This is a genomic window from Acinetobacter sp. ANC5681, from assembly GCF_023488045.1.
GTDB lineage: Bacteria > Pseudomonadota > Gammaproteobacteria > Pseudomonadales > Moraxellaceae > Acinetobacter.
Window position 1 is genome coordinate 181,702 of the sequence record NZ_JAMFKZ010000002.1, and the last position, 23,582, is coordinate 205,283.

Annotated in this window: 18 protein-coding genes and 1 pseudogene; 16 read left to right on the top strand and 3 right to left on the bottom strand. The window is 41.3% G+C overall.

Translation table 11 applies throughout. From position 1 onward, the window contains the following. The first annotated feature begins 14 nt into the window (after nucleotides 1-14). From M5121_RS02260 to M5121_RS02335, 16 genes and pseudogenes are all read left to right on the top strand, one after another. Nucleotides 15-722 (top strand): DUF8198 family protein, encoded by a 708-nt coding sequence (locus M5121_RS02260; RefSeq protein ID WP_178882992.1) that lies wholly within the window; start codon nucleotides 15-17, stop codon nucleotides 720-722. A gap of 195 nt (nucleotides 723-917) precedes the next feature. Continuing rightward, on the top strand, nucleotides 918-1,859 hold the full coding sequence (gene ubiE / locus M5121_RS02265; RefSeq protein ID WP_004659241.1) for a bifunctional demethylmenaquinone methyltransferase/2-methoxy-6-polyprenyl-1,4-benzoquinol methylase UbiE: 942 nt from the start codon (nucleotides 918-920) through the stop codon (nucleotides 1,857-1,859). Between the two features lie 10 nt (nucleotides 1,860-1,869). Further along, nucleotides 1,870-2,550, top strand: coding sequence for a ubiquinone biosynthesis accessory factor UbiJ (locus M5121_RS02270; RefSeq protein ID WP_249570180.1), 681 nt, complete (start codon nucleotides 1,870-1,872; stop codon nucleotides 2,548-2,550). Between the two features lie 12 nt (nucleotides 2,551-2,562). Then, nucleotides 2,563-4,182, top strand: a complete 1,620-nt coding sequence (locus M5121_RS02275) for an ABC1 kinase family protein (RefSeq protein WP_249570181.1) — start codon at nucleotides 2,563-2,565, stop codon at nucleotides 4,180-4,182. 392 nt (nucleotides 4,183-4,574) lie between these two features. Further along, nucleotides 4,575-6,275: a hypothetical protein gene (locus M5121_RS02280; RefSeq protein WP_249570182.1), complete on the top strand. Its 1,701-nt coding sequence runs from the start codon at nucleotides 4,575-4,577 to the stop codon at nucleotides 6,273-6,275. Between the two features lie 70 nt (nucleotides 6,276-6,345). Next, a complete protein-coding gene (locus M5121_RS02285) occupies nucleotides 6,346-7,446 on the top strand; it encodes a hypothetical protein (RefSeq protein WP_249570183.1) in 1,101 nt (366 codons plus the stop codon). Continuing rightward, nucleotides 7,446-8,202, top strand: a pseudogene (locus M5121_RS02290) (FAD-dependent oxidoreductase). Before M5121_RS02285 ends, M5121_RS02290 begins: the two are co-directional and overlap by 1 nt. A 243-nt stretch (nucleotides 8,203-8,445) precedes the next feature. Next, nucleotides 8,446-9,213, top strand: coding sequence for a bifunctional phosphoribosyl-AMP cyclohydrolase/phosphoribosyl-ATP diphosphatase HisIE (gene hisIE, locus M5121_RS02295; protein WP_249570184.1), 768 nt, complete (start codon nucleotides 8,446-8,448; stop codon nucleotides 9,211-9,213). Between the two features lie 9 nt (nucleotides 9,214-9,222). Next, the gene (locus M5121_RS02300; RefSeq protein WP_087547201.1) at nucleotides 9,223-10,713 is read left to right on the top strand and encodes a UvrD-helicase domain-containing protein; all 1,491 of its coding nucleotides are present in this window, start codon (nucleotides 9,223-9,225) and stop codon (nucleotides 10,711-10,713) included. A 36-nt stretch (nucleotides 10,714-10,749) separates the two neighbouring features. After that, nucleotides 10,750-12,132, top strand: coding sequence for an ATP-binding protein (locus tag M5121_RS02305; protein ID WP_087547200.1), 1,383 nt, complete (start codon nucleotides 10,750-10,752; stop codon nucleotides 12,130-12,132). Nucleotides 12,133-12,562: 430 nt separating this feature from the next. After that, a complete protein-coding gene (locus M5121_RS02310; RefSeq protein ID WP_249570185.1) occupies nucleotides 12,563-15,406 on the top strand; it encodes a monovalent cation/H+ antiporter subunit A in 2,844 nt (947 codons plus the stop codon). A 2-nt stretch (nucleotides 15,407-15,408) separates the two neighbouring features. Further along, on the top strand, nucleotides 15,409-15,777 hold the full coding sequence (locus M5121_RS02315) for a Na+/H+ antiporter subunit C (RefSeq protein WP_005218581.1): 369 nt from the start codon (nucleotides 15,409-15,411) through the stop codon (nucleotides 15,775-15,777). Further along, a complete protein-coding gene (locus M5121_RS02320) occupies nucleotides 15,777-17,588 on the top strand; it encodes a monovalent cation/H+ antiporter subunit D (RefSeq protein ID WP_249570186.1) in 1,812 nt (603 codons plus the stop codon). Before M5121_RS02315 ends, M5121_RS02320 begins: the two co-directional genes overlap by 1 nt. Beyond that, nucleotides 17,588-18,115 (top strand): Na+/H+ antiporter subunit E, encoded by a 528-nt coding sequence (locus M5121_RS02325; protein WP_005162910.1) that lies wholly within the window; start codon nucleotides 17,588-17,590, stop codon nucleotides 18,113-18,115. Before M5121_RS02320 ends, M5121_RS02325 begins: the two co-directional genes overlap by 1 nt. Next, nucleotides 18,112-18,387, top strand: coding sequence for a monovalent cation/H+ antiporter subunit F (locus M5121_RS02330; protein ID WP_004659265.1), 276 nt, complete (start codon nucleotides 18,112-18,114; stop codon nucleotides 18,385-18,387). The genes M5121_RS02325 and M5121_RS02330 overlap by 4 nt, the downstream gene beginning before the upstream one ends. A 9-nt stretch (nucleotides 18,388-18,396) precedes the next feature. Continuing rightward, nucleotides 18,397-18,777 carry a Na+/H+ antiporter subunit G gene (locus M5121_RS02335; RefSeq protein WP_087536899.1) on the top strand — a complete coding sequence of 127 codons (381 nt, stop codon included), beginning with the start codon at nucleotides 18,397-18,399 and terminating at the stop codon, nucleotides 18,775-18,777. Between the two features lie 161 nt (nucleotides 18,778-18,938). Here M5121_RS02335 and M5121_RS02340 read toward each other — a convergent pair whose 3' ends face one another. Genes M5121_RS02340 through nusA form a run of 3 tightly spaced genes read right to left on the bottom strand, consistent with a single transcriptional unit; the run spans nucleotide 18,939 to nucleotide 23,549 of the window. Next, entirely contained in the window at nucleotides 18,939-19,340 is a 402-nt protein-coding gene (locus M5121_RS02340; protein ID WP_004659268.1) for a ribosome-binding factor A, read from the bottom strand. Next, nucleotides 19,340-22,054: a translation initiation factor IF-2 gene (infB, locus tag M5121_RS02345; protein WP_087547196.1), complete on the bottom strand. Its 2,715-nt coding sequence runs from the start codon at nucleotides 22,052-22,054 to the stop codon at nucleotides 19,340-19,342. Before infB ends, M5121_RS02340 begins: the two co-directional genes overlap by 1 nt. Before the next feature lie 10 nt (nucleotides 22,055-22,064). Next, on the bottom strand, nucleotides 22,065-23,549 hold the full coding sequence (gene nusA / locus M5121_RS02350) for a transcription termination factor NusA (protein WP_005218583.1): 1,485 nt from the start codon (nucleotides 23,547-23,549) through the stop codon (nucleotides 22,065-22,067). Nucleotides 23,550-23,582 lie beyond the last annotated feature (33 nt).

The window sequence follows — 23,582 nt, forward strand, 5'->3', positions numbered from 1 at the left end:
ATTTGAGTTCGAATATGTCAAAACTCGCTGCATTTGATCATCTTTTATTACAATACCAAACTCTGAATTACCACCAAAATCCAGCACTTAAGCAACGTCTGCATGAAGTACAAGCGTGGATGAAAGCACGCATCGCAGAAACCCATAAAGAATTTTTTGCTCTGCCTGAAAATCAACTGATGGCACAGTATTTTCTCAATCGTTTGTATGGCGGTCCTGATTTTGAGGCAATTGCACAGCAAATCGAACGCCTGTTGAAATATGCACATAAAGCAGAAAGCTTACTCCCTGAAAATGCAATTAAAACAGGAACAAAATCGGTCAGTCTTGCTGTACTTGCCACTCAACTCGATGAACAAGTCGCAGAACAACTACTCAAAGATTATCCTTTGGAAACACCACTCACTGATGAAATCATGCGCCAGACCTTAGTCAAACTCGATCAAGGCGATGTACGTTATGAACAATTACAATTACTTGACGAGCTTGGTCTCACATTAGATAAGTATATGCGCTCTACGATGATGTATGCGGCTTTTAAAATGTGTAAAGGCATTGCAACCAAATATCAATTTGAACCTATGTACGATTTTATCCAAGAAGGTTTTGCTGCAATGAAACCGATGAAGTCTGCTGCAACGTTTATCAAAACATTTACGGCAAAAGAACGTGAAATCATCGAAAAAGTCCACGCTGGTCACCCAAACCCATTTCGTGACTAAATTGAATTGATAGCCATCCCTCTTCGTATTAGGAGGGACTATTGAATTCCAAAACAAAAATTAAAAATGCTTTTGAGCGTGTGACTTTCTGTATATTATTCATAACAATGATATGCTAAACCCTGTAAAAAAATACAAAATCTGTCATCATGCTTGCTGATTCGTGCCGCTAGAGCGAAAGTTTAGGAGAAAACAATGTCTAACGAAAACCAACAGCCTACCCCAGAAGTTGAGCAAAACCCAAGTTCAGACAAAGTCAGTCCTTTCCTCAGTTCTCCACTTCCTCAAGGAGCGCCTCAAGGTCAACAGCAATCGTTACAACAAGGCTCAACATCAACACCGAATACATCAGTACCAAAATATAATTTGCCACGTGGTGCCAACACGGGAAATGTTGGAGCAACCACTCACTTTGGCTATCAAACTGTAAGCAGTGATGATAAGGCACAAAAAGTTGCTGAAGTTTTTCATTCAGTTGCAAGTAAATACGACATCATGAATGACCTGATGTCATTCGGTATCCATCGTATTTGGAAACGTTTTGCGATTAATATGTCAGGTGTTCGCCGTGGTCAACATGTACTGGATATTGCTGGTGGTACAGGTGACTTAGCAAAAGTATTTAGCCGTGAAGTCGGTCCACAAGGTCATGTCGTACTCTCAGACATCAATGAATCCATGCTAAATGTAGGTCGTGATCGTCTGATTGATGCTGGCTGTACTAACGTTGATTTCGTACTTGCCAATGCTGAAACTTTAGAACCCTTTGCCGATAATAGTTTTGATTTAGTGACTATCAGTTTTGGTTTACGTAACGTGACGGATAAAGATGCCGCACTACAAGCCATGTATCGCGTACTTAAACCAGGTGGTCGTTTATTGGTTCTCGAATTTTCCAAGCCTGTGTTTGAACCATTTTCAAAGCTCTACGATCTTTACTCATTCACGGCCCTGCCAATCATGGGTAAACTGGTGGCCAATGATTCTGAAAGTTACAAGTATCTTGCAGAATCTATTCGTATGCATCCAGACCAACGTACACTCAAAGGCATGATGGAAAATGCGGGCTTCCAAAGCTGTGACTACCACAACCTCACTGGTGGTATTGTTGCCGTTCACCGTGGATTCAAACTTTAAGGCTTAGGATATGTGGTCGATTTTAGCACTGGGTGCAGTCGAACGTATCATTCATCAGGTGATTGATCTGGATGCGATTACCCGTATTCAGCTCAATCAGCTACAAGGTCAATTGTTGCGGGTGGTGATTGATCATCCACAGCTCTCGGTTGATGTTTTTTTTGATGAAAATAAAGTTCGTCTGGAACCTACCGTAACTGGACACAGTCAAACCCCATCAATATTTGAACAGCGTCCCTACGATGTTCAAAATAAAATTACAGATGCCACAGCCACCCTGCATGTCGCCAATGTGGTCGAATTAGTCAAACTCCTGCTCAGTGATATGGACCAGATTGGCAATATTCCACTGCAAGGTGACTATCATTTATTGCAAGATATCCAGCGTATCATGCAGCAGGCAGAACCTGACCTTGCCGCACATCTATCTCCGTGGATTGGTCCTCAGCTGGCGCATGAACTGGGTAAGATTCAGCTTGCACCGAAGCAGCTCAAACGCTCATTGCAAAGCCATCTGTTCTTTGTTGAAGATGCCCTAAAAGAAGATAGCGGCTTATTTGCCCCACGCTGGCAAATGGATGACCTGAATCGGGAGACCCGCCAGCTCAATCAGGAACTAGACCGTCTGGAAGCCAGATTCCAGCAATTACAGGCCCAATTCAATTCACACCAGCAATCCACACAAAACTAGGTAAGATTTTATATGATTCCGCATGTTAGACGGTTATTTGAACTTTGGCGCATTGCAGCACATTATCGCCTTGACACTTTATTTCCTGCGGAAGAATTACCTGTAAAAGCCCAACATGCCTTGGGTGTGATTAAAATGCATCCTGCGGCTTGGTCAAGCCGTGAAAAAAAGAATCCGCTTAAACTCAAGCAAGCACTGGAAGAGATGGGGCCTTTGGCGATTAAGCTGGGTCAACTGCTCTCCACTCGCCGTGACCTGATTCCGCCAGAAGTGTTGTCACAACTGGTGTTGTTGCAAGATCGCGTCAAACCCTACGACACCCAGTTGGCCAAACAGCGGATTCAAGAATCCCTCAAGGCAGATGTTGGCACCTTGTTTGCCCGTTTTGATGAACAGCCACTTGCCGCTGCCTCAATTGCACAAGTACATACCGCTGCATTACACGATGGCCGTGAGGTGGTGGTCAAAGTCACCCGTCCTGATATTCGCAACCAGATTCTTCAGGACTTTGAAATTTTGGCATGGCTGGGTGACTGGCTGGAAAACCGTCTGGAAGCTGCCCGTGCGCTGCACCTGTCCGAGATCATTCAGGACTACCGTCAGATCATTTTAAATGAGCTTGACCTGAGTCTGGAAGCGGACAACACTCGCCGTATGCGCCACTACTTTACAGGCTCCAGCATGATGTATGTGCCTGAAGTCTATATGGATAGTAAAGACGTGATGGTGGCTGAACGCATCACGGGTGTGCCTATTTCAGATATCACAACCTTTGATCGTTTGGGTATGGATCGCGCAAACTTGGCTGAAAAAGGTTTAACCATCTTCTTTACCCAAGTATTTCGAGACAACTTTTTCCATGCCGACATGCATCCGGGCAATGTGTTTGTTGAAACCATTAACCCAAGTAATCCGCGTTTTATTGCTCTAGATTGCGCCATCATGGGTGAACTGTCCAAACATGACCAAATGACAGTTGCCCGTATGTTGCTTGCAGTAATGAATAGCAACTTTATGCAACTGATTCAGATCGTACATCAAGCAGGTTGGATTCCACCAGGCACAGATCAAGATGCCTTGTCACGTGAAATGCGCCGCACTGTTGGTCCAATGGTATCAAAACCGATGGATCAATTGGATTTCGCAGGAATTTTAATTCAGGTGATGGATATTGCACGTCGTTTCCATTTGGAAATTCCGCCGCAATTGATGCTATTACTCAAAACATTGGTACACGTAGAAGGCTTAGGCACAGATCTTTACCCACAACTCGATATTTGGAAACTGGCAAAGCCGATTCTGACCGAATGGGTCAAAGCCAATATGAATCCTGTTAAAAATATCAAGGAAATTGGACAACAGATTCCAGATCTATTATTAGGCGCTCAAGATTTACCAACATTATTAATTGATAGTTTAAATGGTTTAAAAAATCAATCGGCTTGGCAAGATAAGCAACTCCGTGAAATTCAGCAAATGCGTTTGCAAATGCAACAGCAGCAACGCCGTAGTTGGATGTTTGGCAGCACCATGTTGATTTTGCTGACCATTGCGATTATTAGTCCTTGGTTTGTCTCCATCATTTTAATCGTATTAAGTGCACTGATTGCAGTTTGGCGAATTATGAAATAAGTTCAAAAATCCCTTGTTTTAATGGGCAAGGGATTTTTTATAACGTAAATATTTCATTTTTAAACCCACAAATAATTTATTTAATCATCGTGAATAAAATAATAAAAATCTCGTGATTTAGCTCTGAGTAAAGCCATTTAAAAATAAAAAAATGAGATATATGTCACAAAATCAAGCATATCATTTAGATATGAACACTTATTAAACTGATAAATGAAATTTAACTAAATAATACAAGAGATCTATTTAGATTAAATAAACAAACTGTTTATTATGTCTTATATTGATACATTTTTACTTAAAAAATTTAAAAAAGTCATTATCACATCTATAAAACTTTGCTATAACTACGCAGGAATCAATTAAAATACCGATATTCGGGGAATAATATAATGTTTAAATCAAAAAAACTGTCATTGAGCTTGTTGACTTTATCCGTTTCTTCAGCCCTTTTACTTACAGCTTGTGGTGGAGGCAATGGGGGATCATCTGGAGGTAACCCTCCAGCGGCAGCAACACTGACAGGACGTGTGGTAGATGGTCCTATTGCAAATGCAACCGTTATATTTACTGATGAAGCAACTGCATGTAAGGATAAAATTGCGACTACAGATGAAAATGGGGTATTTACTTTCCCACAAGGATGTACTGCAAGCGCATTGAAAGTGACAGGTGGACAGGATACGACTACAGGTCTGCCATTTACAGCTACACTAGAAGCACCAAAAATTTCTTTGACAGATACTCAAGGTATCGATGTTGTTGTTACGCCAATCACAACCCTCGTTGCAACGGTAGGTACAGATAAGGCAGCAGCTATTGCAACGGCTTTAGGTTTACCGGGAACAAATTTACTAACTGCTGACCCATTAAACAGTGCTGCATTATTAGCTAAAACCACAGCTATTCAACAACTGAATGAACAAATCAGCACAGCGGTTACAACACTAAATACAGATGGTAGTTTAACCAGCACTATTGCTCAAAAAGCAATCGCCACTGCATTAATCAGCCAATTAACATCAAGTACAACCACTGTTGATTTAGGTAATACCAATACAATTAATGCGATTATTCAGGCTACTGTCAAAGATGCTGATGTAAAAGCAAAACTTCCTGCTAGTCTTCAGAGCAATATTGATAACGTTGCAACTAACCTTGCTGCCTTAACTAGTGCTAGCATTGCAGCCAATGTAAAAACGGTAGAAACCACACTTGCTGCACTTCCTGCAACACAAATTAGCTCTGCGGCAGCATTAAAAACAGCTGCACAAGAAAAAATTCTGACCGAGAAAAATGACAGTACTACTGTCAATCTGATTCAGGCATTAAGCCAAGTCTTGGAAACGGATAGTACTGAGATTGAATCTGCTCTCAAAGATATCGCTGAAGCAGCAACAACTGGTGGTGCGGCAACTGATAAATTAACTGATGCTCTCGCTGTCATTGAAGATGCAACAGGCATTGTTGTACCGACTGAAACCATTACTGAAGCAAATAATTTTACAAATTATTTACTATTGAATGGTCTTAGTTTACAAGGCACAAGCTATACACTCGACCAATTAGCAGCATCATTAATCACTCCAATTAAAGTCTCGAGCCTGAACAATCTGCTCGTACCTCTTGTTGCAAGTGATAGTTATAAGTCTTCAAATCAAGCTGTTGCCGCAGCATTAAAAGTTGAAACAGCAACCAAAGCGTTACTCATTTCTGCTGATCAGCTCAACCTAACATATACCAATGGTACATTGACGGCAGCAACATTACCAAAAGGCTCTACCGTAGGTATTACATCAACTACTTCTGAACTCAATACCAACCTTACGTTAGGTACTGATATTGATGTATTGTCCAACGGTCAAATTGCTTTAAATAGCACAACTTTAGGTAAAATCTCTGCTAGCTTAGTCAACTCACTGAACAAATTTAACAGTGAAAAAGGCACAGCAACGGTTACAGCTGTGGTAGCACCAAGTAAGGGGCAAATCATTGCAGCGACATCTAAGTCTTTTGCAACAAAATACACCGTATCTGTATTGAGTAAATCTATAACAGGTTACGGCACAAGCGCTAAAGTTACGGTTGAATAACTTTATGATTAAACAAAGAGAGCTGCTTTCATAGTGGCTCTTTTTTTATTGTCTATTTAATGGGATCATAATGAAACATTTAAATTTACTATCAGCTTCGATACTTCTCCTCTCTCCTTCATTGCTCCACGCTGCACCGAATGATATGTTCCTGCAAGCCAACTCACTTTCAGGAAAAACACAACCCTTGAATGTAGATGTTGCCATTGATGCCGTCAATAAAACCATTGACCTGTTCGATGTCCGTGCCAAAGAAGGTGCAACTTCAGAAAATGCAGGTGATTATTTAGGTGGACATATCGTTGGTAAATATCAACTTTATCCAAATTTTGAACTAGAAGCTGGTTTTTGGCAGCGTGAAATTGATTATTCAAAAGATACCAATAAATTACAAAGTTGGTTGGTTGCCACAACCTATACCCCAAATTTAAATCTACAGAAAAACGATTTTCTGGATTTACGTTTTAGCTTATGGGGCAACTACGCAGATCAGCTCAAGAAAACAACACCGACAACCATCAACAACAGAACCTTTAATGATGTTCGGGTCAATGATCCATCTGATATACAGCTACAGGTTGATGCAATTTTTTCAAGAAAACTGGATCCTATGAATCAACTCAATGCGTATGTCAGTACAGGCTATAGCAAAGTGAAAGTTGACAGCTTAAAGACCCAAGCCAAATATCAGGGTTGTTTAGTCAACTTGAATATTAATAAAAACAACCATTACACTGGTTCTCTAGCTGAACCGTGCCAGATTGACAATGCGATTATTAATGAGCTCAATATTTCGGGTTCAGCATCCGATTTCAATCTCGATGTCGATAAAGATTTAAATTACGATGCTTATTACGCCGCTATTGGAGGTTCATGGAATTGGCGCTATCAACAATTTGAAAGTCAGCTTGCTTATCAATATCAGCGTTTATGGCGTAATGACATTGATGATCGCGTCAATCATTTTGGCAATAGTGCATTGAAAGATAATCATACTTTTTCCGCACGTTTTAGTTACGACGTTACACCGAATATTACGCCTTTCGTTGAAGGTTATTTATTTAAACGCAATTTTGTAAGTAATATCCCCTTTCTTTATAACGGGGTGACTGCTTCACGTTTAGATCGTAAATATGGCTATGCCTCTTTGGGTGTGAATTTTCATTACTAATGAAAATACCTCATTTTGCCATTATTGGTGCAGGGACGGCTAGGCTCGCAACAGCAATTTTTTTGGCTCGGCAAAGTCATCAGGTGACACTGTTTGAACAGGTCGATGAACTTGCACCTGTTGGCGCAGGTTTACTGTTACAACCTGCGGGCTTAGCCGTTTTTGAACGTCTTGGCGTATTAGATGAAGCCCTCAAACTGGGTGCAAAAGTGACAGGACTTGAAGGGCAACTCGCCAATAAATAACTTTTGGTCAATAGCCATTACCATCAGGCAGCCCCAAATCTGTATGGCTTGGGGATTCACCGCTCTACCCACAGCTTTTATTGGATGAACAAAATCAACCACTGTGGCTCTCGGCACAGTATCGTGATGTGGTGATGTCTCGATATGGACAAGGTCGAATCGGTATGATTGGTGATGCTGCACATGCCATGAGCCCACAACTCGGACAAGGGGCAAATATGGCACTTTTAGATGCATGGGCCTTTTCACAGTCCTTGCAGCGTGCCAGGAAAAATCAACAGATTGACCGGCAATGTTGTGGCAAAACTATCACCAACAGCGTCGTTCCTCAACCCAGTTTTATCAATTCCTCAGTCGTTTGCTCACACCACTTTATCAATCTGATCACTGGTGGGCAGGCGGTTTACGTGATCTTACTTTTCCGTGGATGTATCAAATCCCTTATTTTCGTAAAGAAATGGCGATTACCATTTCAGGCTTAAAAACTGGTATGTTTCAGCAAATACAATAGATGAGATTGCCAAACAATAATAAGATGCATAGTTCAACCTATATGATTGAGATACAGGCGAACACCGTTCGTCTCTACAATTCCAGATGAGATGTGGGAACCGAACTATGTTCGCCCATTATAATTTTGGTGATGAGCGGCTAATCCAACCCAGCACCTAAAGCATTTTTTACCCAACAAGCATAGCCAACCCTAGTTACAAACGCTACACTAACGGCTTTCCACTCAATGGATTTTTCACTCATGTCAAACTGGTTAGATGAAGTTAAATTTGATTCCAATGGTCTTATTCCTGCCATTGCACAACATCATCAGACTGGTCGAGTGTTAATGGTTGCATGGATGAACCGTGAGGCATTACAACTGACTGCTGAAAAAAATCAAGCCGTGTATTACTCACGTTCACGTCAAAAATTGTGGCACAAAGGCGAAGAATCAGGACACTTTCAAACCGTGCATGAAATCCGTCTCGATTGCGATGCCGATGTCATCATCCTACAAATTGAACAACATGGTGGCATTGCCTGCCATACAGGTCGGGAGTCTTGTTTTTATCGTAAACTCACGCCACAAGGCTGGGAAATTGTTGATGCACAGTTGAAAGACCCAACTGCCATTTATGGCGCATCTGCCAAAGCAGAAACGCATGACCATACGCATAGCGAACAGGTGGATGTACTCAGTCATTTGGGTCGCCTGATGCAGGAACGCAAACAGGCTGAAGCAGATAGTTCTTATGTTGCCAGCCTATACAAAAAAGGCATCAATAAAATTTTAGAAAAAGTCGGCGAAGAAAGTGTGGAAAGCATTATTGCAGCCAAAGATTATGCAGCACATGCTTCTTTAGAAAATAAGCACGATCTGATTTATGAAGTTGCAGATTTATGGTTCCACAGTATTGTCATGCTCGGCTACTTCGACCTTGATCCACAAGAAGTCCTTGATGAACTTGCTCGTCGCCAAGGTCTATCTGGCTTGGTTGAAAAAGCCAATCGTAGTCAAGAAGCGTAAACCTCGCCTGTGTCGAATATCGAGAAACCCAAAGCTACCTATGAGCAAGCGATTGCAATAGATAACGCGCGTTTAGGGCAGTCCTTTAAAGTGATTGCCTATGCTGGCACAGGTAAAACGACAACTTTACAAATGATCAGTGATGCCATGCCCGAACGGCGTGGTATGTATTTGGCTTTTAACAAAGCGATTGCATCTGAAGCACAGAGTAAATTTCACGGCAATGTCAATTGTCGTACCTTTCACTCTCTTGCCTTTCGTAGCGTACCGCGTGGCGTGACTGATAAATTACGACTACCTCGCTTAAGCCCAAGTTTTATCGCTAAAGAATATCGTTTAGAACCTATTACGCTCCGCCGTCTCATGGGCGGACGTTATGAAAAATATGTACTGATGCCAAGTCGTCTTGCGAGTTTGGTCGCCAATGCTGTCAGCTATTTCTGCTCGACCAGCTCACAATACCCTGCCCCTCGCCATATTCAAGCGCCAAGCTGGTTACACCAAGATGATATTGAATCGTTACAACAACACTTATATCCAGCAGTTGAACGCCGTTGGTTAGAGTCAATTGATCAAAACCATCAAGCAGGGATTGGTCACGATATTTACCTCAAACTTTGGGCATTATCAGAACCCAATATTCCAACAGATTATGTTCTGTTTGATGAAGCACAAGATGCTGACCCACTCATGTTGGGTATTTTACTACGTCAAAAAAGCACACAAGTGATTTATGTCGGTGATGCACATCAGCAAATTTATGCGTGGCGTGGTGCAGTCAATGCAATGCAACAGATGCCTTTACATGAAAGCCGTTTAACCACCTCTTTCCGTTTTGGTGATGCGATTGCTGATGTTGCCAATAGTCTGCTTGGTGCATTAAACGAAACTGTTCCACTATTGGGCAATCCAAATGTTAAATCGAGTGTGGTGAATAAACCCCACACCAAAATGCGCGATGCCATTTTATGTCGTACCAATGCACGTGCAATGGAACTCCTACTTTCTGGTTTAGTGCATGGCGACAAAGTCAGCTTACAAGCTGATCATCAGAAACTCAGTCGTTTTGTGGATGCCGCTAGTTTACTTAAACAAGGCAAACGAATCACTGATGTGCCTGAACTGGCTTGGTTTAATTCATGGCATGATGTGCATGAATATTGCGAAACCAATGATGGTAGCGACATCAAACCTTTAGTAAAGCTGGTCGATGATCATGGTACTGAGCCACTCAAGAAAGCACTTGCCAAAATCACGCCGATTGAACAAGCAGATTATGTTATTTCAACTGCACACAAAGCCAAAGGCTTGGAATGGAATCGTGTGCATATTGAAGATGATTACCAATTTAAAATAAATGGCCTAGAACATAAAATTACAGATGAGGAATTAAGACTACTTTATGTTGCCTGTACTCGTGCTAAAGTAAGTTTAAATATTCATCATCTTTACGATTTAATACAACAATTAAAACGGGGCGCTCCCTCAAGTCTTCGCTAGTCCGTAGGTTAAAGCGCTTATGTTCAGGGAGAGCTTATGCAACTTGAATCAGTGCTATTTAAACATGTTGGCATGTTTCGCGACTTAACCATTGAATTTCAACCGACTCAACGCCCAATTACACTTATCTTAGGTGAGCAAGCTACAGGCAAAACCACAATTTTAAAAAATATCTACCAAGCCTTAACGTGGTTTTCCGCACGTTATAAAGATATTCGTACCGCAGGTGTCGTGATTGCTGATCAAGATATTTTGTTGACACGCTTACAAGCCAAAGTTCAAGTCCAAGTTAGAATGAGCAGTGAATTAACTCATCATCTACCAGAAAGTAGCTCTGCACAAACGACTGACACTCAGAATTGTAGTTGGAAGTTATTTAAAACGTTTAACAGTCAAGGCGTTGGAATTAGCCAAGTTGAAACGCAGCAACTTGATCAAATGGTATCGCTATACCAAAAAACCAGTCTTCAAGATCCATTATTTGGATTACCGTTAATTGCGTATTATCCTGCCGAACGCTTTGTACAAGAGGTTAATTTACAAAGCAAGAATGCACCAGGAACACTACAAGATATTGCTGCCTACGATTTAACAGCGATTCCATACACAACTTTTGCGCGTTTCTTTGAGTGGCTACGGGAAATTAGTGATGTTGAAAATGCTCACTCTGCCCATATCGTCAGACGTCTTATTGGCAACGATTTCAGTCAGCAGAATCAATCAGAGGTTTTGCAGCAATTACAACAAGAACTGATGAATCATCCTAAACAACTCTCAGCACCTAATTTATATGCGCTGAAAAAAGGCTTACATACCATCTTTCCAGAATTGAATGATATCTATATTCAATATATTCCTAAACTTCAATTAATGGTGCGTTACAAAGATCAGACCATTCCCTTTCAGCAATTATCGGCCTCTCTTAAATCATGGATTGCATTGGTCGGTGACATTACACGTCGTTTATGCTTACTTAATCCACATTGTTTCGACCCATGTTTAGAAGGTGAAGGCATATTATTAATTGATCAAATTGAGCATCAGTTAGATCAAAATATGAGTGCTGAAATTTTAGAGCGTTTGCATCAAGCATTTCCAAGACTACAAATTATTGCTTCAGGCAATCGCGATGAATTATTAGAACATGCTTTAGAATATCAATGCTTCAGGTTAGGTGATAAAGAAATTTATGAGATTAATCTTGAGAAATCTCAACAACAACTTTCACAACTCTATAATGAGTTAAGTCAATCAGAAAGCATTCTCTTGCAGCAGAATCAACACTTATTAGAATCAGAAAATTTGGTCAGTAAAGTTGATGAACTCTTGCATCAAATCCAAGCGCTTGATGAACAAGAAAAGAGTCATTTACTTCATCTACTTAAAATTGATGATACCCCTCAAGAGAGATCAATTTGATATTGGGCTTTAAGATTGATTGCATCATTAATCCTTATAAACTAGAGGTCAATTTTTTCTTTTAAATAGGTGTTCTGTACTGAAAACACTAGATTGTAGGGATGCGCATTTGATCCAAGACCAGATCTCTATTCCTCTTATGTATACAGATAATCGAATGGAAAATATTCAATTAAATAGCGAATAAAAAACGTTGATAGACAAGTTTTAGCGACAAAGATGTTGTTAGTTTCATGTAATAACATCAGATTTTTGTTGATTTTTTATAGTAAAATAAAATTCATTTTTTACTTTCAAGTTGTGCAATACAACTTGCTCTTTCCGTTAACTTGATTGGGTTTCGAGACTTGAAACTTTGGCTTTCTCTTTGAACGCCTTAAGTCTTGGAAGAAAATCCACCATTAGGTCTCTCTCGACCTAAATCATCGACATGGATACCAGTGTGCTACCGATTATTATTTTATTACCTCTCATACTTGGCACAACCCTTGTCTCACAATTGCAACGTATTTCACGGGGTGTGACGGCAATTGGAGCAATTGGCATTAGCCTGAGTTGTTTTATTTTATTGCTTAGCCAAGCTGAAACGGTTTTACAGGGTAATGCCCTGCAACAGAGTTGGGAATGGCTTCCACAACTGGGCATCAATCTTAGTTTTCGCCTTGATGCATTAGGATTATTGTTCGGTTTACTGATTAGTGGGATCGGCACACTGATTTATATTTATGCCTATTATTATCTCAGCCCCAAAAACTCACTCAGTAAACTGTATCAGTTGCTCATGCTATTCATGGCAGCGATGCTTGGGATTTCACTTTCCAACAATTTGATTATCTTACTGGTATTTTGGGAAATGACCAGTATTTCTTCATTCTTGCTCGTGGGCTATTGGAGTCAATATGATGCCGCCCAACGTGGTGCGCGTATGGCACTCACGATCACAGGGATGGGCGGTTTGGCAATGCTAGGGGGCTTTGTCCTCTTAGGACAGATGGCAGGTACTTACCAGATTGACCAATTGGTGTTAATGAAAGAGTCTATTCAGCAGCATCAATTATTTGTTCCCACTCTACTGCTCATTTTACTAGGTTCATTTACCAAAAGTGCGCAATTCCCATTTCACTTTTGGTTGCCAAATGCAATGGCAGCACCTACGCCTGTTTCAGCCTATCTCCATTCAGCAACGATGGTGAAAGCAGGTATATTTTTATTAGCCCGCTTAGCGCCACTCTTTATTGGGGCAGCGTTGTACCACAATATCGTAACTTTCGTCGGTTTATTCACTTTATGTATGGCAGCGGGTTTCGCCATATTTAAAGAAGATCTCAAAGGGCTTTTAGCTTATTCAACCATCAGCCATTTAGGTTTGATTGTTTGTTTACTCGGCATCGGTTCCCCACTTGCAGTTGCGGCAGCCATTTTCCACATCATCAACCATGCCACTTTTAAGGCTGCACTCTTTATGATTGCAGGGATTATTGATCACGAAACGGGTACACGGGATTTACGTAAGCTCAGTGGTATCTGGCAACTTCTTCCGTTCACAGGTACTTTAACCATGATCACCGCTGCTTCGATGGCTGGTGTACCGCTAACCAATGGCTTTATTTCCAAAGAGATGTTCTTTACGGAATTACTGGCAAACCTATCAGGTCCAGTAATGATAATTGCAGCGATCGTGGCAACTTTATCCGGTATTTTTGCTGTTACTTATTCTATTCGCTTGGTACATGGCGTGTTCTTTGATGGTGGGCTTGGTAAACACGTTCCTAATAAAGATGCACACGAACCGCCTCTTGGAATGCGCTTACCTGCGATTATATTAGCGACATTATGTATTCTGGTCGGCATTCTGCCTGCACTATTGGCTGGAACAGTCGTGAATAGTGTGACGCGCGCGAGTTTGGCTCAACCTGAATTTGAGGGTGTTCACTTAGCGATTTGGCACGGTATTAATGCACCTTTAATCATGAGTCTAGTTGCATTAATGGGTGGTGGTTTATTTTACTTTAGCCTCATTAAAAATGAGCGTTTACGTAAAATTGACTTAGACCCTTATTTAGGTAAATTCCAAGGCAAACTTTTATTTGAATCATTCCTGAAGCATCTCTTAATTACCAGTCGAAAAATCAAACAAAAGACTGAAACAGGTTCTCTACAAAGTTATCTTCTTTGGATTGTTTTCTTTAGCATTATCATGGTGGGTTTACCTTTATTCAATCAGGGATTAACAACTGGCACACGTGAGCTTACCCATGCTCCATGGATTGCTGTGGTCTTATGGCTCACATTATTCTCGGGCTGTTGGATGATGTTGTGGTTCCACCACGAACGGATTAAAGCTGTTTTAATTAGTGGTGCTGTTGGACTTGTCGTCACCATGGTGTTTGTCACCTTATCTGCACCAGATCTTGCACTCACTCAGATCACAGTTGACGTTGTTACTACTGTTTTATTGTTGATGAGCTTATCGCTATTACCGCAGTTGACCCCTTACGAATCGAGCCGTCCACGCCGTTGGCGAGATGCAAGCTTAGCAATCGCAGGTGGTATCGGTATTGGTTGGATTACATGGCTAATATTAACGCGAGAACATAATTCAATCTCATGGTTCTTCTTACAACAATCCCTCCCACTAGGCGGTGGTTCAAACGTTGTCAATGTTATCCTTGTTGATTTCCGTGGTTTTGATACCTTCGGTGAAATTACAGTATTGGGTATTGCAGCAATAGGAGCACTGTGTCTCATGGATGGTATGCGTGCACATGGCACCACCATGACACAAGGTTTATCTTATCGTTTTAACCCTTCACCATTGATGTTACGTATTTCAGCCTCATGGGTACTTCCCCTCGCCCTTGTCGTCAGTATCTACATTTTTATGCGTGGTCATAACTATCCGGGGGGTGGCTTCATTGCAGGTCTGATCACGGCAATGGCGCTGATTATTCAATATATTGTTTTAGGTCAGGATAGAACTGAACAACTGATCAAAGCAAAATCTGGTCGTTTATATGAGATTTGGATTGGCTCAGGTTTAGCAATTGCAGGTTTAACAGGTATTGCAGCTTGGTTTTGGACACGCCCATTCTTAACAACAGCACATATTTATATAGAACCACCATTATTTGGAAAAATGCATTTAGCTTCGGCTGTGTCATTTGATCTCGGGGTTTATATGACCGTTGTTGGCGCGACAATGCTGCTAATTTCAGTCTTAGGGGATTCGCGTCACTCAAGTATGTCAGGACCTGTTCCAAGTGGAGATAAATAAACATGGTTAGTATTGAGTTTTTGCTCGCTTCGGGAATTGGTCTGCTAACAGCAACAGGCATCTATTTAATTTTACGTGCCAGAACCTTTCCTGTCGTACTCGGTCTGGCCATGATCGGTTATGCCGTAAATTTATTTTTATTTGCAGTCGGTCGTATTCAAATTAATGCACCTGCAATCATTACAGAAACAACTAAAGTAACAGATCCGTTACCGCAAGCGTTGGTACTCACTGCGATTGTGATTGGTTTTGCAACAACCGCTTTTATTGTACAACTTGCTTTACGCAGCCGTTATGAATCGGGCACGGATCATGTTGACTCCAAAGAAGAAGCAACTGTGACTTATGACCCACGTGAGGATGAGCCATAATGTTTGATTTCAATAATTTTTGGCATGCTCATACTCCTATTTTAAGTATTTTAATTCCAGCATTTACGAGTTTTTTACTACTTTTATTAGGCAATCCTGGGTCTGGTTCTCTAAAACAGGATTGGCGCCAACCTTGGCGACGTGGCATTAGCTTAGGTTCTGCACTTCTAGGCTTAATCACAGCAATCAGTTATTTGATGATCGCCAATACAGGTCAAGTTACCGTCTATCAACTTGGTGAATGGTCTGCTCCTTTTGGAATTGTTTTAGTTCTCGATCGTCTCGCTGCGTTCATGTTGGTGCTGACTTATGCACTTGCATTGCCTGTCATTTGGTATGCAAGTGATAACTGGGATACCCGTGGGCGCTATTTCCACACCATGTTCCATTTTTTGTTAATGGGTATAGCCGGTGCATTCCTGACAGGTGACTTATTTAACTTATTCGTGTTTTTTGAAATCCTGTTAATGGCATCTTATGTATTGCTATTACATGGTCAAGGGCGACCACGTTTCCAGCTAGGCATACATTACGTCACGATTAACTTACTCGCATCAGCGCTATTTTTGATTGGTTTAGGGATGATCTACGGCAGCGTTGGTAGTTTAAATATGGCTGATGTGAGTCGCCTTATCCCAACCTTAGACAGCGATCAACATAAACTTGCAATCGCGGGTGGCTTGTTACTGTTTGTGGTATTTGGGATCAAAGCAGCAATGCTACCTGTCGGCTTTTGGCTACCAAAAACCTATGCTGTTGCAAGCACACCCGTTGCTGCAATTTTTACTATTATGACCAAAGTTGGTATTTATGCCATTCTACGTGTCAATGGTACTGTTTTTGATGATGCAATGGCACAAAGTATTTTCAAAAACTGCTTATTAATGATTGGCTTGATTACTTCATTCTATGGTGTAATCGGTGCAATTGCTGCTGAACGCTTACGCCGTTTTGTTGGCTTTATGGTGTTGTCATCGATTGGAACATTACTCATCGCTATTGCCATGTTGAATACTCAAGCATGGTCAGCAGCATTGTATTATTTAGTCCACAGTACCCTAATTGCTGCTGCATTCTATTTATTTTGTGGTTGGATGACTGCGCAACGTGGTTCATTCAAAGATCATTTAAAAGTTGCACCGAAAATCAAACAGGAAAAAGCGGCTGCTTTTACTTATTTTACCATTGCACTCATGATGGCAGGTTTACCCCCTTTCAGTGGTTTTCTAGGTAAAGTTTTTATCTTACAGGCTACCGCTGAAACGCCTTATCAGGGTTGGATTATTGCTGTTATTCTAATTGTGAGCTTACTTAGCATTATCGCATTCACACGTGTTGGTTTTATCCTTTTTTGGCGTGCTAGCCCACCCGAAGAAAATCCTAAAGAATCAGCATATATCGCTTTTCAATCACTACCTGATACAGCACCTCATCGGAATGACAAAGCAATCTATGTATTACTGATTGCTTTGATGAGTTATGTTGTATTTGCAGCACCAATTCAGCGTTATACAACTTCAACTGCACAACAAATTCAAAATCATGCGCTTTATCAACAAGCGATTCTAAAACATGATAGTCAAGGTCGTGCCATTAGCGTGCAGCCATTTGATGAAGCATATTTGCCTGAAACTAAATATGGTGGCGAGGTTGAGGATCATAATGCGGTATTAATTCCAGATGTTATCTCAAAACCGACGCTACAAGGCGAACATATTTCGGAATATAAACAACGTCAAATTGCTGAGCAAACTTTGTCAAATCCAACTATTCCAAATGCCACACAATTAAAACCGATGGAGGAACACTAATGCAAAAACGTGCTTTGCTTGATCGTTGGTTTCCCCACCCCTTTGTGTCATTTTTAATTTTTGTGACTTGGCTCATGCTGTCGCATAGTTTGGACATCACAGATATTTTTATTGCAATTCTATTAGGTATCTTTGTTTCACGTTTGGTAAGTCCTTTTATTGCACGTACACCACATATTCATTGGTTACCTGCAATCAAACTTTTTTTTGTGGTGCTATGGGATATTGTGATTTCCAACTTTCGTGTAGCTAAAATGGTGCTTGGACCAATGGATGAGTTACATCCAAAATGGTATCGCGTGCCATTAGAAACTGAACATGAGCAAGTAAATACGCTACTCGCAATGATCATTACAACAACACCAGGTACAGTATCCGCAGGGATTGATCAAGAGCGAGGAGATATTTTAGTTCATGCACTCAGTACCGATAATGCTGAATTAGATATTCAAGACATCAAAAATCGTTATGAGCTACCTTTGCTCGAAATCTTTGATGTAAAGATTGCAGAAGGAGCAGCAAAATGACCATTTTACCTTATGCACTTGCAATTAGTTTAGTAGCGATCACGATCTCCATGTTTCTTTGTCTCATCCGCATGATCATTGGGCCATCTGTTGTTGATCGCTTGTTAGCACTCGATACTCTTTTTCTTAATGCAACATGCCTGATCGTGGTGTTAGGCATCTATTGGGCAAGTACCAATGTATTTGAAGGTGCTTTATTGGTGGCGATGCTCGGTTTCGTTTCAACTGTTGCACTGGCTCGCTATTTTACCACTGGACATGTGATTGATTAAGGAGAGTTTATGCAAATAATTTTTGAGATTATCATTTCGTTCTTTTTGATCTTTGGTGCATTTTTTATGCTCGTAGGTTCAATCGGAATGATTCGCCTACCCGACTTATTTATGCGTTTGCATGCACCGACTAAATCAAGTACGTTAGGCTTGGGGAGTTTTTTAATTGCAGCTATGGTATTTGGAGCGACTCAAGGTCGTTTCGGTTTTGCTGAATTATTGATTACTTTATTTGCCTTTATTACTGCCCCAGTATCTGCAAATTTAATGGCACAAGCTGCAATTCATTTACGTTTGCGTTCAACCAGTGGTGATGTTCCAGAAGCTTTAAATCGTCCGCTACCGTGGCAACGTTATCGTCGTAATGCAGAAAAGAAAGATCAACTTTAAGTTGGTCTTTTTATTGAGCTCAATGTATTTTTTTAAGTTTTAGAAAGCCTAAACCAATTAACTCACTGAAAGATATAATTTTAATAGAAAAAATCATATCAATCTAAACAATGATCTATAGCACAAAAGAAAGCCACCCGAAGGTGGCTTTCTTTTAGAACTTATTCTTTATCATCTTGCCCTTGTTCAGGCAGATCCTTCACAGCTTCCGCGATCAGACCAAACATATAGTTACCATAGGCATTCGTTTTATCGTAATGGAAACGCAATCTTGGCGTAATACGTGTCTTGATACGACGGCTCAATTCATGACGCAAGAAACCAGAAGCTTTATTCAATACATCTAAAGTTTCTTTATTTGCGACTTCACTTTGCTCATCACCAAGTTCACGTCCCATCACAGTGACATAAACTTCAGCATAACCCATGTCTGCACTGACTTTCACCGCAGAGATGGTCACTAGACCACCTAAGCGAGGATCTTTAAGCTCTTGACGGATCAGCTCAGACAACTCACGTTGTACTGAATCCGCCATGCGCTTTAAGCGTTGGCTACCCGCCATTAAAGACTCCGTTTAATCAATTGAACATCATAGACTTCGATCTTGTCTTTAACTTTGATGTCTTTATAGCCTTTGACTGCAAGGCCACATTCCATACCAGCACGAACTTCTTCAACCACTTCTTTATAACGACGAAGAGATTCAAGTTCACCTTGGAATACAACCACGTCATCACGTAATACGCGAATCGGTTTATTACGATGCAATGTACCTTCAAGTACCATACAGCCAGCTGCTGCACCAAACTTACTTGAGTGGAAGACTTCACGTACTTCTGCAACACCCAAGATCGTTTCACGATGTTCAGGTGCAAGCTTACCGCTCATTGCAGCTTTTACATCATCAATTAAATGATAGATGACGCTGTAATAACGAATATCGATGCCATCTTGATCAGATTTTTGACGAGCCGTGTTATCTGCACGAACGTTGAAACCTAATAATACTGCTTCTGAAGATTCAGCTAAAGTCACATCTGACTCAGTGATTGCACCAACACCAGAACCAATGATGCGGACTTTCACTTCATCTGTAGAAAGTTCATCAAGCGCAACATGTAATGCTTCTAAAGTACCACGTACATCTGTTTTGAGTACGACATTCACATAAGGAATATCTTTTTTACCCATAGATGCCATGATGTTTTCAAGACGCATTGCACTGGCACGCTCTAGACGCTTATGACGTTCACGATCTGAACGAGCATCTGCAACTTCACGTGCTTTCTTCTCATCATTCACGACAAGAACTTCATCACCTGCCATTGGTGCATCAGGTAAACCTAAAATTTCAACTGGAATTGAAGGACCCGCTGAGGTGATACGTTGACCATTTTCATCAACCATCGCACGTACACGACCATAAGATGAACCCGCAAGAACCAAATCACCAATGTTCAATGTACCATTTTGTACCAAAATTGATGTTACCGCACCACGACCTTTGTCAACACGTGCTTCAATCACCACACCTTGCGCCGCGCCTTCTGCTGAAGCTTTAAGCTCCATCAATTCAGCTTGGATCAAGATGAGATCAAGTAACTCATCGATACCCGCACCAGAGTGTGCTGAAACTTTAGCGATAGGTGTATCCCCACCCCATTCTTCAGGCACGATTTCTTTATGTGCTAATTCATTTAATACACGATCGACATCAGCAGATTCTTTGTCCATCTTGTTAATAGCAACAATAATCGGTGTACCCGCAGCACGCGCATGGTCAATTGCTTCCGCTGTTTGTGGCATCACACCATCATCAGCAGCAACAACAAGTACCACGATATCAGTCGCTTTCGCACCACGGGCACGCATTGATGTAAACGCAGCATGTCCTGGTGTATCTAAGAAAGTAATAATGCCTTTCTCGGTCTCAACATGGTATGCACCGATATGCTGGGTAATACCACCCGCTTCGCCTGCCGCCACTTTAGAACGACGAATGCGATCAAGTAACGATGTCTTACCATGGTCAACGTGACCCATGATTGTGACCACTGGCGGACGAGTCGTTTGTTCGCCACGAGCTTCTTCAGCTGCAACTAATAAGTTGTCTTCTGCTTGTGTATCAGAAACTAAAACTGGATTGTGACCCAATTCTTCAACTACCAATACTGCTGTATCTTGATCAATCGCTTGGTTTTGAGTAACAAGTTCACCCATTTTCATCAGGGTCTTAATGACTTCACGAACCTTAACCGCCATTTTTTGTGCAAGATCGGCAACGATAATCTTCTCACCAATCTCAACATCATAAACCTGTTTTTTCACAGGTTTTTCAAAACCATGCTTGTTGGATTGGCTGGTTTTCAAACCGCGCTTATGATGACTTTTGCTGAAGCTCTGCTCAGCCTGAGCATCACCACCTCGGCCACCTTTCTTGCTTGCACGTGGATTTGCAGTCGCACCACCACGCTTGATTTCACGGTCTTCCTTGTTGAAAGAATCTTCATATGCCTGACCAACAAGTCCAGCGGCTAAAGGTGAATCATCAATCACACGAATGGTTGTGGTTGCATCATCACTTGAATATTTTGAAGCCATCTGGCGCATTTGCTCCAGTGTACGCTTCTGTGCTTCTTCCGCAGCTTTACGGCGTACAGCTTCTTCAGTCGCCTTTAACTTGGCTGCTTCTGCTTCACGGGCTTTTTTCTGTTCAGGTGTTTCTGTTGGCTTGACAACAGGTGCTTTAATTACCTTGTCGCTACCCCGTTTCTTCACCACAACTGCGGTTTTTGCAGGAGCTTGTGAAGCACTCTCAGAAGTATGTGCTGCACGCATTGCTTCTAACGTTGCATTGGCTTTTTGTTCAGCTACATCACGTGCATTTTGAACAGCTAAATCACGTGCATTTTGCTCTGCGCGTACTTTAGCATCTGCTTCTGCACGTGCTTTGGCTTCTGCGGCGATCTGCTCTGGATTTGGCTTGGCAAAAACCTGCTTTTTACGCACCTCAACATTGATACTTTTTGCTTTACCCGAAGTACTGGTGACTTTGGCTGTATGGGTTGTTGTACGTTTCAACGCAATTTTTCCTGTGTTACCACTGCCTTGACCATGTACTTTTTTCAGGTGATTAACCAAAGTATCCTGCTGTTCAGTGGTAATAATGTCATCTGCTTTACGCTGTGGTAGACCTGCTTCGCGAACCTGCTCTAGGAGTTTCTCTACAGGACGTTCTACGCTGAGCGCTAACTCTTGAATCGACTTGTCCGTCATCTATTATCTCCTAGTTAAACCATGATTCACGTGCTTTCATGATCAATTGACCTGCTTTGTCATGACCTAAACCTTCGATATCCGAAATATCATCAGTCGCTTGATCAGCCAAATCATCAATTGTAATCACACCACGCGCCGCCAATGCATAAGCAATCTCAGTGGTCATACCATCCATACCGAGAAGTTCTGCGCTTGGCTCTTGAATATTTTCTTGCTGTTTCAGTGCATCAGTTAAAGCAGCCTCTTTAGCACGGCTTTGAAGCAATTCAACTAAATCTGCATCTAGTTCAATTTCATCAAATGTTTCAGCTGGAACATAAGCAATCTCTTCTAATGAAGTAAAGCCCATTTCCACCAATGCCATTGCTAAATCTTCTTCAATATCGAGACGTGTAACAAACATATCTAAATACTGTTGTGCTTCATTTTGCTGACGAGCACGATACTCTTCTTCTAACATCATGTCGAGTTTATAACCCGTCAATTCCGATGCTAAACGAACATTTTGCCCTTGCGAACCAATTGCACGTGCTAACTGATCATTCGTTGCGAAGATAATATCTGCACTACGTGCATCTTCATCTAGCACAATACCTGATACATCAGCTGGCTCTAATGCGCTTGCAATATATTGTGCTGGATCATCTGACCACACCACGACATCAATACGCTCACCGTTCAACTCTTGTTGTACTGCTTGAATACGTGTACCACGCATACCAATACATGCACCTACAGGGTCAATACGATGGTCATTAGTTTTCACTGCAATTTTAGCACGAACACCTGGTTGACGAGCAGCTGCTTTAATTTCGATGATTTCTTCAGAAATTTCTGGAATTTCTTTTTTCATCAATGCAATTAACATCTCAGGACGAGCACGAGATAATAATAATTGCGCGCCACGACCTTCGCGGTTTACGCTGTATAAAATGGCATTGATACGTTGCTTAGGACGCAAAATTTCTTTATGAATGGTTTCTTCACGCGCCAAGTAAGCTTCAGCGTTATCACCTAGATCAATGATGAAACCATCTTTGGTTTGTTTTTTGACTTCGCCGTAAATCAACTCACCCACTTTAGATTCATAGGCATCGGCAACCAAAGCACGCTCAGCTTCACGAATCTTTTGTACAATGACTTGTTTCGCAATTTGAGCAGCAATACGACCAAACTCAATTGACTCAACTTCTAGCTCACGCACATCACCGATTGACCATTTTGATGGATCAACATCTGAGATTGCATCTTGGCAAGCTGGCATTTCATGATCTTCATCCGCCACAACTGTCCACTGACGGAAAGTGCGATAATCACCTGTTTTACGATCAATCTCAATACGAAGCTGTGCTTCTTCTGAATGGGTTCCTTCGTAAAACTTTTTCTTCGTTGCTGCAACAAGTGCTTGCTCTAATGCTTGGAAGATCGCCTCACGACTAACACCTTTTTCATTACTAACCGTTTCTGCAACGGTAAGAATTTCGCGGCCCATAAGTCACCTACCGATTTCTTATAAAATTAAGTT